This is a genomic window from Oscillibacter sp. KLE 1728 (genome assembly GCF_934833455.1).
Lineage (GTDB): Bacteria > Bacillota > Clostridia > Oscillospirales > Oscillospiraceae > Oscillibacter > Oscillibacter welbionis.
The window spans coordinates 1-11405 of the sequence record NZ_CAKVVF010000063.1 but is presented as its reverse complement, the minus strand read 5'-3'; the positions used below and the strand labels follow the sequence as shown (position 1 = coordinate 11405).

Sequence of the window (11405 nt, the reverse complement as noted above, 5' to 3'; positions counted from 1 at the left end):
ACTGAGCACCCGGCCGGGCAGGCACGGCGGGATGCGCCCTCTGCCGCGGGGGACCGGACGCGCTGACGGCGCCCGGAGAGCGGCCTTCAGGCCGGGACAGGGGATTCCGCGGAAATGAGGGGCCTGGCGGCGGGCGGACACGCGCCGCCCAAGCCCAGCGGATCAAAAGAAGACCCCGGCGGATCCGCCCGCCGGGGAAAACGAGCTGAAACAGAAGCCGGACGAAAACCGGGAGGGAACGAGATGCCAAGAAGAAAGAGCGCCGCCTATATGTCGGCGGGGGAACAGATCGCGGGCACGGTGCTCTTTGTGATCTACCTGCTGGTGCTGCCCTTTGTCACAACCCCGCTGTTCCGCCTGATCGGCGGACTGCTGGGAGTGACCATCAGCACCGGATTGCAGAATATCCTGTATTACTACATCCTCTTCGCCGCCACGGTCATCATTTTCCACGGCTTTCTGGGTCGGACCTCCCGGCACTTTGCAGAGAACCTGGGCGGGGCCTGCAAGTTCATGGCCATCGGACTGGTGGCCCTGTACGGCCTGAACGAGCTGGTGTACCGCCTGACAAGACTGGTGGTATCCAACCAGACCAACCTGAACGACACCACCATCTCCGCCCAGATCGAGGACGCGCCCCACATGACGCTGCTGATCGTCATTTTCCTGGCGCCCTTTGTGGAGGAGGTGCTCTTCCGGGGACTGGTGTTCGGGAATCTCCGGCGCAAGAGCGCGGCGGTGGGATACCTGGTCAGCTGCCTGCTGTTCGCCCTGCTGCATGTGTGGCAGTTCGCGGTGGTGAACCGGGACATCACGTATTTCCTGCTGATGCTCCAGTATCTGGTGCCCGGGCTGGTGCTGGCGTGGGTCTATGACCGCACCGGCACCCTGTGGACGTCCATCGGTCTCCATGCGGCGGCCAACGCCCTCTCCGCTTGGACCCTTGTGGCGTAAGAACCGAATTCCGGAATGATGAGGGGAGAAAGGGACAGATGAATTTTTGGGACGTATTTGGCGAGATGCTGGTCATCCTGTTCGCCATTGCGGCGGGCTATGCGGCCAACCGGCTGGGGTACCTGGGCGGGGAGGCGGACCAGAAGGTCTCCAAGCTGCTGCTGAACATCACCATGCCCGCCATGATCGTGGCGGCGGTGATCACCGGCGAGGAGCTGCCGGAGCTGGGGACCATCCTCTCCATCCTGGAGGTTGGCGTGGTGTTCTACCTGCTGGAGGCGGTCTTTGCCCTGGTGGTGCCCCGGTTCCTGCCGGGCACACAGGGGCAGAAGGGCGTGTGGCGGTATGCCCTGGCCTTCCCCAACGTGGGGTTCATTGGCTATCCCGTAGCGGTGGCCCTGTTTGGAGACGGCGCACTGTTCTATGCCGCCATTCTGGCGCTGCCCTTCAATCTCTTGTCTTACAGTCTGGGCCCGCTGCTGCTGGCAGGGGCCGCCCGCTTCCGCTGGAAGCAGCTGTTCACCCCCTGCATCGTGGCCTCTGTCCTGGGATTGGTGCTGGCGCTGACCCGGCTGCGGCCGCCGGCCCTGGTGGGCGAGATGCTGGACTTTGTGGGAGACATCACCGTGCCGCTGTCCCTGCTGGTGGTGGGCTCCCTGCTGGCGGGCATGTCAGCCGGACAGGTGCTGCGCTCTCCCAAGCTGTGGCTGCTGACGGCCATCCGCCTGCTGTTGCTGCCGGTGGCCCTGTGCCTGGTCCTCCGGGCGCTGGGGATCGACTCCCTGGTGCTGGGGATCGCTGTCACCCAGATGGCCATGCCCGTAGCAGTGAACGGGACGCTGCTGAGCATGGAGTACGGCGGAGACACCGAGTGCATGGCACAGATCACCTTCCTGACCACGGCGGCGTCCATCGTGACCATTCCCATCGTCGCCGTGCTGCTGCTCTGAGCTTAGAAACCAATATGCCTCACATTCAACAACTGGAGTCCCACGTAGCGGACCTGATCGCCGCCGGCGAGGTGGTGGAGCGGCCCGCCAGCGTGGTGAAGGAGCTGGTGGAAAACGCCGTCGACGCCGGCAGCTCTGCCGTGGTGGTGGAGATCCGCCGGGGCGGCATGGGCATGATCCGGGTGACGGACAACGGCTGCGGCATCGCGCCGGAGGAACTCCCCACCGCCTTCCTGCGCCACGCCACCTCCAAGCTGCGGACGGAGGAGGACCTGGGGAAGATCGGTACTCTGGGGTTCCGGGGCGAGGCCCTGGCCGCCATCTCCGCCGTCAGCCGGGTGGACATCCTCACCCGCCAAACCGGCACGACGGAGGGAGCCGCCCTCCATCTGGAGGGCGGTGTGCCCGGCGCAGTGGAGCCCGCCGGTGCGCCGGAGGGCACCACCATCACGGTCCGGGACCTGTTTTACAACACCCCCGCCCGGCTGAAGTTTATGCGCAAGGACAGTGCGGAGACTGCGGCGGTGAACGGCCTCATGCAGCATCTGGCCCTGTCCCATCCGGACATCTCCTTCAAGTTCATCAAGGACGGGGTGGAGGCCCTGCTGACCCCCGGCGACGGAAAGCTGGACTCCGCCGTCTACGCTGCCCTGGGCCGGGACTTCGCCCGGGGGCTGGTGCCGGTGTCCGGCAGCGGAGGGGACATCACGGTCTCCGGTTTTGTCACCGCGCCGCTGATGGGCCGGGGCTCCCGGTCCATGCAGGTGTTCTTCGTCAACGGCCGGTTCATCAAGTCCCAGCTGCTGACGGCGGCGCTGGAGGAGGGCTACCGCAACCAGATCATGAAGGGTAAGTTCCCCGGCTGCGTCCTGTCCGTCACCCTGCCGGTGACGGCGGTGGACGTGAACGTCCACCCCGCGAAGACTCAAGTGAAGTTCGCCCGGGAGCACGATGTGTTCGACGCGGTCTACCACACGGTGCTGGATGCCCTGGGCAAAACCGGCGCTCCCGCCGCCGCTCCCGCGCAGGAGACGCGGCTCCCGGCGGCCTCCCGGCAGGACTTCTTCCAGACCATGGACGCCAAGACGTTCCGGCAGGGCGGTGCAAAGCCCGCTCCCCAGCCCGCGGCTCCGGCCCGGCCCGCCTGGAACACCGAGCTGCGGGCGCCCGCCCGGGTGGCGGACAGCGGGCAGACCTCTTTTTACCAGACCAAGCGCTCAGAGTCCGCGGCCCAGGGCGCTCTGGGAAGGGCGCCCGCCTCTGTGACGTCGCCGCCAGACACGCAGCAAAGCAGCCCGCCTGCACCCTCCTGCAACAAAGGTGCGCTGGGCAGACCGCCTGTCTCCGTGACCGCCCCACGGGCGGAGCGGACGGCTCCCTCCGCCCCCTGGACCTCTGCCCCAGTGTCCGTCCCTGCAGAAAAGACGACCTCGCCGGAATCTGCTCCCCGCCCCTTTGTGCCCGCCATCCCGCCGGAGCGGCTGAAGCTGACGGAGGATCTACCGGGCCAGACGACTGTTCTGGAGACGAAAGAGGCACCCTGGCGGATTGCCGGAGAGGTGCTGCGGACCTATATCATCTGCGAGAGCGAGGACGGCAGCGTCTGGCTCATCGACAAGCACGCCGCCCACGAGCGGATGAATTTTGACAAGCTGAAAAATGCTCAGGAGCCCCCCATGCGACAGACGCTGCTGGCCCCCATCGCGGCGGAGTTAAGCCGGGAGGACGGGGCGCTGCTGCTGGAGAACCTGCCCCTGCTGGAGCAGTTCGGTTTTGCCTGCGAGGACTTCGGGGCCGGCGCCCTGCTGGTGCGGGAGGTGCCGGCGGACATCGACGCCGCCGACACGGTGCCCACTCTGGAGGAGTTTGCCGAGCGCCTGCGGACCGGAAGATCCCCGGATGAAAAGCGGGAGGCGCTGCTGCATACCATGGCCTGCAAGGCGGCCATCAAGGGCGGCTGGGTCAGCGATCCGGCGGAGCTGCGGGTGCTGGTGGACCGGGTACAGAGCGGAGAGATCAAATACTGCCCCCACGGCCGCCCGGTGGCGGTGAAGCTGACGAAGTACGAGCTGGAGAAGATGTTCAAGCGGGCGTGAGACTTCGAAGGGGGACTGCGTCCCCCCTTGACCTCCCCCCACACCAGTGACGTCGGTCACTGGTGTGTGCGCCCGAGGCGCACAGGTCAACGGATTTTCGGCAGGTACACGCCCTGCCGAAAATGATTGAGATTTCTTTGTTCGCCCGCGGCGAACGAACTGGGAAAAACCGCAGGGTTTTCCCCAGCCCTTTTTCCTGGCGGAGATGGGAGTGACGAATTTTTCAGGAGGTTTCCTATATGGCAAAAAAGGAAAAACGGTTTGTGCGGACCAGTGTGGAGAGCACCGGCTTTGAGGAAAACTCTGTCTGGGTGGACCGGGAGACCGGGGTCAACTACCTGTGGCATTCCACCGGCCATGCCGGCGGGATGACGCCCCTGCTGGACCGGGAGGGGAAGCCCATCATTACCACCCTTTTGGAGGAGAAGGAGTGATTTGCATGAAACTGCTGTTTGTCAACGGCTGCATCAGCCAGCGAGGGGAGGAATCCCGCACCCTGGTGCTGGCGAGAACGTTTTTGGACGCATGGCAGGCCAGGCATCCGGAGGCCGAGGTGGAGACTGTGGAACCAGAGGCCCTGCTGGCGCTGAAGCCCTTTGCGCCGGAGATGCTGAACGACCGGGACGCCCTGGCGGGGATCCGGTGCTTCGATGCGCCGGTGTATGATCTGGCCCGCCAGTTCCGGGCCGCGGACCGGGTGGTGGTGGCGGCACCCTTCTGGGACCTGACCTTCCCGGCGGCCCTGCGGACGTATATTGAGTACATCTCCGCCAATGGCCTGACCTATCACTACGAGGCCGACGGCTGCCACGGGGATTGCCGGGCAGAGAAGCTGGCTTATCTCACCTCCGGCGGGGATCTGGAGCAGCCCGAGAGTCTGGGTGTCCTGTACTGGAAGCAGCTGTGCGCCATGTTCGGCATCCCGGCGTTCAGCTATGTGTTTGCCGGCGGACTGGACCTGGATCCCGCCAAGACGGAGGAGATTTTGACGGAGGCCTGTGAGAAGGCCCGCAGGCTGTCGGAGGACTTCTGAAAAGGAGGCGGCTGCCGTAAGGGGGAGATTGCCGGCTGCGCTGGCACTGGTGCTTCTGCTGTCCGCTTGCGGAGGGCCCCCTTTACATCCGGGAGCGGATCGTATACAGTGAGTATATCGATGCATCAGAAGCGGAACAGCCTTGACAGGCGAGAGGAGAGACGGCGATGGCTGAGAAGATCATCTGTGTGGTGGGGCCGACGGCCTGCGGCAAAACGAAGCTGGGTGTCCTGCTGGCAAAGCGGTATGACGGGGAAGTGGTTTCCGCCGACTCCATGCAGATTTACAAGGGCATGACCATCGGCACCGCCGCCCCCACCGCCGAGGAGATGGAGGGCGTGCCCCATCACATGATTGCCGTGGCAGACCCGGCGGAACAGTGGTCCGCCGCCCGGTACGCCCGGGCGGCCGTCCCCATCGTGGACGACATTCTGCGGCGGGGAAAGCGGCCCATCCTGGTGGGCGGCACCGGGCTGTGGCTGGATGCGGTGGTGCAGGGCCGGACCTTCGCCGGCGGCCACGCCGGCGGCGCTGTCCGCAGGGAGCTCCAGGCCCAGCTGGCCCGGGAGGGCATCGGCCCGCTTCTGGAGGAGCTGCGGCAGGTGGACCCGGAGGCGGCGGAACGCCTCCATCCGGCGGATGAGAAGCGCATCCTCCGGGCGCTGGAGGTCTACCGGGAGACGGGAAAGACCATCTCCGCCCACAACGCGGAGACAAGGGACCTGCCGCCCCGGTACGACGCCGTGTGGATCGGCCTCCAGTTCCGGGACCGGGCGGACATGAAGACCCTGATCGACCGCCGGGTGGACGCCATGGTGGCGGCGGGCCTACTGGAGGAGGTGGGGCAGCTGCTGGAAAGCGGCCTGCCCCGGGAGGCCACGGCTCTCCAGGCCATCGGATACAAGGAGTTCCTGGGGGTTCTGGACGGCACCGCCACGGTGGAGGAGGCCGTGGCGGAGGTGAAGCTCCGCTCCCGGCAATACGCCAAGCGCCAGCTGACTTGGCTGCGGCGAAATCCGGACATTCACTGGATCTGGTGGGAAAAAGACCGGGATTTTGCCCGGGCCCTCCAGGTTTCGACGGAAATCCTGGCCGCCGCTGGCGTATTCTAGCGGTGAGCGGACGGGAGACAGGGAAATCGTCCGACTCATACAGAAAAAAGGAGCGGACATATATGCAGACAAAAGCGAATTTACAGGACCTGTTTCTCCTCCGGGCCAGACGGGACAAGCTGCCCGTCACCATGTTTCTGATGAACGGCTTCCAGATGCGGGGCACCATCGCGGGGTTTGACGCCTTTGTGGTGGTGCTGGACAGCGACGGCCGGCAGCAGATCATTTACAAACACGCGATCTCCACCATCGCGCCGGTGCGGCCGGTGGATCTGGAGGGTGAGGAACCGGCCGTCGCGGGCGCATGAGCGGCCTGCGGACCCGTTTTGAGGCCCGCCGCCTAAAGGGCGGCACTTAGGCCGGGATCACGTTTTGCGGACCAAAACCTTGAGCACGGCGGGCAAAGCCCGCCGTGCCTGGGGAAATGAGAACTGGCGGGCAGAAAATCATTTCAAGCACACGACCTCCGCCATCGCGCCGGTGCGTCCGGCGGTGGAGCTGGAGGTTGTGGAGGTCTGCGCCTCCGCAGAGGGTCCTGCATGGGGCCGGGAAGGCTTCGCGGACAGAGACAAAGAGGTAACCATGAAAGAGAAAACCCTTGGCACAAAACTTTTGCTGGCAGCGGTCACGCTGGGCGTGCTGGCCTATTTCTCGATTCAGGCGGTGCGCTATTTCGGCGACCCGCTGACCACCACCATCGCCTACCAGTATCAGGTGGAGATGTCCACGGTGCTGTCCGGCTATGTGGTGCGGGACGAGGCGATCCTGACGGACGACACCAGCGGCCTGCTGCAGCTGCAGCGGGCGGAGGGCGAGCGGATCAGCGACGGCGGCGTGGTGGCGCTGGTCTACGCGGACCAGGCGACGCTGGACCGCCAGAAGGAGATCCAATCCCTCCATACCCAGATCGAACAGTTGCAGTACGCGGAGGAGGCGGCGCTGGGGGCGGAGGTCTCTCTGCGACTGGACGCCCAGATCCTCCAGACGATCCGCGACTACCGGGGCGCTCTGGCGGCGGACCGGCTGGACACGGCGGAGGACTGCGGAGCCGAGCTGCGGAGCCTGGTGATGAAGCGGGACTACACGTATTCCGATACGGAGGACCTGTCCGCCCAGATGGCGGAGCTCCAGAGCCAGTTGAGCAGCCTGCGGGCCCAGGCGGGAAGCTCTGTCCGGCAGATCACCGCGCCGCAGGCGGGGCTCTATTCCGCCGTGGTGGACGGATATGAGAACATTCTAACGCCGGAGAGCCTGGAGACGCTGACGCCCAGGACCCTGGCGGCCCTGGAGCCGGATGAGTCCCTGCGCTCCAACCGGGTGGGCAAACTGGTGCTGGGGGACACCTGGTACTATGTGACGGCCCTGGAGGAGAGCGAGGCCCAGACCCTGCAGGAGAGCGGGAGACTGAAGCTGCGCTTTGCCAAGGGCGTGGGCCGGGACTTGAGCGTGAAGCTGACCCATATCAGCGAGGCGGAAGGCGGCCGGGTGGTGGCGGTGTTCCAGGGGGACACCTATTTATCGGAGCTGACGCTGCTGCGCCAGCAGAGCGCCGAGGTCATCCGGCAGACCACCACGGGCATCCGGGTGCCCAAGGAGGCCCTGCGGGTGCGGGAGCGAACGGTTACGGACGAGGACGGGAACGAGTCCGTGGTGAGCGAGACCGGCGTCTACTGCATGGTGGGCATGAAGGCCCGCTTCAAGCCGGTGGACGTGCTGTACAGCGGAGATGACTTCGCCCTGGTGCGCTCCACGCTGGACACGGCGGAGGAGGTCAGCAAGACCCAGGAGCAGATTCGCCTCCGGGCGGGGGACGAGGTGATCATCACCGCCTATGACCTGTATGATGGAAAGGTGATTGGCAGCTGACAGAGAGATGGCCGCAGGGCGGCCGCTGGAAAGGAGTATTGGAACGCTGATGACAATTGCGGAGAACATTGCCCGGATCCGGGCGAACATGGCCGCGGCGGCCCGGGAGGCCGGCCGGGACCCGAAGGAAATCCTGCTGGTGGGCGCCAGCAAGATGAACGATGCCGCCGCCTGCCGGGAGGCCGTGGCAGCCGGCATCGACGCCCTGGGGGAGAACCGGGTGCAGGAGATGGTACAGAAGCTGGAGCAGCACGCCTACGACGGCGCCCCCCTGCACTTCATCGGCCACCTGCAGCGCAACAAAGTCAAGCAGGTGGTGGGCCATGTGGCCCTGATCCAGTCCGTGGGCTCTCTGGAGCTGCTGGACGAGATCGAGAAAGTGGCCGCGGCCCGGGGGCTGGTGCAGGACATCCTGCTGGAGGTGAACATCGGCCGGGAGGCTGCCAAGAGCGGCTTTGCACCGGAGAAAGTCCTCCCCGCAGCGGAGGCCGCCCTGGAGCGGACCCATGTCCGGGTGCGGGGACTGATGACGATTCCCCCGGCAGACGCGCAGAGGGATGCCAATTTCCGGTATTTTCAGGAAGTTCAGGCACTTTATGTTGACATGAACCAAAAATTGTTTCATAATGAATTAGAATATCTGTCCATGGGCATGAGCGGCGACTATGAGGATGCGATCCGTGCCGGCGCCACCATGGTGCGGGTGGGCAGCGCCATCTTCGGCGCCCGCCATTACAACTGAAAAAGACCGGAGCGCGGCTCCGATGGGAGGCTATTATGAGCTTATTGGACGAACTGAAAAAGTGGACCCACCCCTACGAGGATGAGGACGAGGAGTATGATGACTTTGAGGAGCCGGTGCGGCAAAACGCCTTTGAGGACCGGAAGCTCAAGGTGGAGGACCGCCGCAACAAGGTGGTGAATATCCACGCCACCACCCAGCTGAAAGTGGTGCTGGTGAAGCCGGAGCGGTTCGAGAACGCCTCCGAAATCGCGGACCACCTGAAGGACAAGCGGACCGTGGTGCTGAACCTGGAGTCCACCAACAAGGATATCGCCCGGCGGCTGATCGACTTTCTGTCCGGCGTGGCCTATGCTGGCGAGGGCAAGATCAAGAAGGTGGCTGCCAATACATACATCATCACGCCCTATCATGTGGATATCGAGGGCGACCTGATCGACGAGCTGGAGAACAACGGCCTCTATTTCTGAGCGGACACGAGGGGGTAACATCGCACTATGCTGACACCACAGGAAGTTTCCACCCACGCCTTTTCCAAGGCAGTGATGGGCGGATATAACATGGCCATGGTCGATGAGTTTCTGGACGAGCTCACCGATGATTACACCGCGCTCTACAAGGAGAACGCGGCGCTGAAGGCCAAGCTGAAGGTCCTGGTGGAAAAGGTGGAGGACTACCGTGCCACCGAGGACTCCATGCGCGCCACCCTGCTGACCGCCCAGAAGATGGCGGACTCCATCGTCCACGAGGCAGAGGCCAAGCGGGACGAGATCCTGGCCCAAGCGGAGACCAGCGCCCGGGAGAAGATCGGCCAGCTGCGCCAGGAGGTGGAGGCCGCCGAGGAGCGGCTGCACCAGGGCCAGCGGGATCTGGCCCAGTTCATTGCCGCCAGCAGAGAGATCTGTGAGAAGGAGCTGAAATTCCTGGAGCAGCTGCCCGAGCTGCCGGTGGAGGCGGCGGAGCCGATTTCCCAGCAGGAGCCGGAGGAGGCCGTCCAGCAGATCGAGGAAAAGGTGCTGGCCGCTTTCAGCGAGCAGAGCGTGGAGGAGGAAGCGGCCCCGGCGGAAGCGGAAGAGGCGTCTCCGGCGGCGGAGGATGACTATCCGGAGGGGGACCCCTTTGCGGCTGATCCTGTGGATGAGCCTACCCGCCGCATCAATCTCAACGATCTGAAGTTCGGCCGCAATTACTCCGGCGGCGATGACTGAACGATCAAAGCGGCTCGCAGGAGCCGCTTTTTTCTTTCCCGGTCCCGGCGCTCAACGTCTTTTGATTGGAGGAGTCAGCCATGAAGCAACAGCCCATCGTGGCCTTTCTGTACGACTTTGACAAGACCCTCTGCACCACCGATATGCAGGACTACGCCTTCATCCCCTCCCTGGGGATGACCCCCGCAGAGTTCTGGGCGGAGGCCAACGGCTTCGGCCGCAGGAACCGGATGGACGGCATCCTGGCCTATATGTACACCATGCTGCGGGAGGCGGCGCGGCGGAACCGTCCTTTCACCCGGACGGACTTGGTGGAGAAGGGGCGGAGCATCGTGCTGTTCCCCGGTGTGGAGGACTGGTTCCGGCGGATCAACGACTTCGGCGCCGGCCAGGGTGTCCAGGTGGAGCACTACATCATCTCCTCCGGCCTGCGGGAGATCATTGAAGGCTCGTCCATCAGCGGGGACTTCAAGGAGATCTATGCCAGCGAGTTTTACTACGATGAGAGCGGTGTGCCCGTGTGGCCCAAGCTGGCGGTGAACTTCACCGCCAAGACCCAGTTCGTCTACCGGATCAACAAGGGCGTGCTGGACGTGTCCAACGACCGGGATCTAAACGCCTCCATGCCTGACGACAGCAAGCGGGTGCCCTTCACCAGTATGATCTACATGGGGGACGGCCTTTCCGACGTGCCGTGCATGAAGATGATGCGGGCCTACGGCGGCCAGGCCATCGCTGTGTACCAGGCCAGCAACCGCGCCGGTGTGGAGGACCTGCTGGCAAAGGGCCGGGTGGATTATATCTTCCAGGCGGACTACCGGGCCGGGTCTGCGCTGGAGGCCACGGTGCAGGACATCATCCGCAAAATGGCGGTGACGGACCGCTTGTGGGAGGAGAATGCCCGCCAGGTGCGCAGCATCGGGGGAGACGTGCTGCTGGGGCAGGTGGGCCTGTTCTGAGCTGGACGGCAAGGAAACAGCGGGGGAAGGCGCCGCAGCGCCTTCCCCCGAAAAATGTCTGAATCCGTGGGATTTTTCTTTACAATCCGTATCGTATTTGTTAAGCTATACGTTATGTATTTAACTCTGAAGGAGAGAGAACGATGGCTTCCACAACTGAATTTTCACGGACCCTGTCCCTGCTGCGGCAGGAGCGGGGCGTCTCCCAGCGAACTGCCGCAGGGGATCTGGGAATCTCCCAGGCCCTGTTGAGCCACTATGAAAACGGCATCCGGGAACCGGGCCTGGCCTTTGTGGTGAAGGCCTGTGATTACTACCACGTCTCCGCGGACTTCATCCTGGGCAGGACCCTGTCCCGGGAGGGGAACATGCTGACGGAGCAGGAGATCCTGAACGCTGCGGAACCGGGCAACATCCTCCAGGGCAGCGTGCTGGCCACGCTCCAGAGCAAGCTGCTCTCCGGCGCTGTGGGGGTGCTGTTCGGC

13 protein-coding genes are annotated in these 11405 nt (G+C 64.4%); all 13 read left to right on the top strand.

Annotation, left to right across the window (positions count from 1 at the left end; all coding sequences use genetic code 11):
- Nucleotides 1-243: 243 nt before the first annotated feature.
- Entirely contained in the window at nucleotides 244-954 is a 711-nt protein-coding gene (locus QVE23_RS08050; RefSeq protein WP_025545572.1) for a CPBP family intramembrane glutamic endopeptidase, read from the top strand.
- Between the two features lie 38 nt (nucleotides 955-992).
- The gene (locus tag QVE23_RS08045; RefSeq protein WP_025545571.1) at nucleotides 993-1904 is read left to right on the top strand and encodes an AEC family transporter; all 912 of its coding nucleotides are present in this window, start codon (nucleotides 993-995) and stop codon (nucleotides 1902-1904) included.
- 14 nt (nucleotides 1905-1918) lie between these two features.
- On the top strand, nucleotides 1919-4000 hold the full coding sequence (gene mutL / locus QVE23_RS08040) for a DNA mismatch repair endonuclease MutL (protein WP_287967898.1): 2082 nt from the start codon (nucleotides 1919-1921) through the stop codon (nucleotides 3998-4000).
- Between the two features lie 239 nt (nucleotides 4001-4239).
- Nucleotides 4240-4434, top strand: coding sequence for a DUF6440 family protein (locus QVE23_RS08035; protein ID WP_021750627.1), 195 nt, complete (start codon nucleotides 4240-4242; stop codon nucleotides 4432-4434).
- 5 nt (nucleotides 4435-4439) lie between these two features.
- Nucleotides 4440-5033: an NAD(P)H-dependent oxidoreductase gene (locus QVE23_RS08030; protein WP_287826591.1), complete on the top strand. Its 594-nt coding sequence runs from the start codon at nucleotides 4440-4442 to the stop codon at nucleotides 5031-5033.
- A 167-nt stretch (nucleotides 5034-5200) separates the two neighbouring features.
- Nucleotides 5201-6145 (top strand): tRNA (adenosine(37)-N6)-dimethylallyltransferase MiaA, encoded by a 945-nt coding sequence (gene miaA, locus QVE23_RS08025; protein WP_021752061.1) that lies wholly within the window; start codon nucleotides 5201-5203, stop codon nucleotides 6143-6145.
- Between the two features lie 62 nt (nucleotides 6146-6207).
- A complete protein-coding gene (hfq, locus tag QVE23_RS08020) occupies nucleotides 6208-6453 on the top strand; it encodes an RNA chaperone Hfq (protein WP_021751189.1) in 246 nt (81 codons plus the stop codon).
- Nucleotides 6454-6727: 274 nt separating this feature from the next.
- Nucleotides 6728-8011 (top strand): biotin/lipoyl attachment domain-containing protein, encoded by a 1284-nt coding sequence (locus QVE23_RS08015; protein ID WP_036628461.1) that lies wholly within the window; start codon nucleotides 6728-6730, stop codon nucleotides 8009-8011.
- Between the two features lie 49 nt (nucleotides 8012-8060).
- Complete coding sequence (locus tag QVE23_RS08010) at nucleotides 8061-8753, top strand: YggS family pyridoxal phosphate-dependent enzyme (protein ID WP_036631279.1); 693 nt, start codon at nucleotides 8061-8063, stop codon at nucleotides 8751-8753.
- A gap of 35 nt (nucleotides 8754-8788) precedes the next feature.
- A complete protein-coding gene (locus QVE23_RS08005; protein ID WP_021751192.1) occupies nucleotides 8789-9223 on the top strand; it encodes a cell division protein SepF in 435 nt (144 codons plus the stop codon).
- Between the two features lie 27 nt (nucleotides 9224-9250).
- Nucleotides 9251-9961 (top strand): DivIVA domain-containing protein, encoded by a 711-nt coding sequence (locus tag QVE23_RS08000; protein WP_025545188.1) that lies wholly within the window; start codon nucleotides 9251-9253, stop codon nucleotides 9959-9961.
- Between the two features lie 80 nt (nucleotides 9962-10041).
- Nucleotides 10042-10920, top strand: coding sequence for an HAD family hydrolase (locus QVE23_RS07995; protein WP_287967897.1), 879 nt, complete (start codon nucleotides 10042-10044; stop codon nucleotides 10918-10920).
- A gap of 143 nt (nucleotides 10921-11063) precedes the next feature.
- Nucleotides 11064-11405: helix-turn-helix domain-containing protein (locus QVE23_RS07990; protein WP_287967896.1), on the top strand; the 342-nt coding region annotated here is incomplete at its 3' end.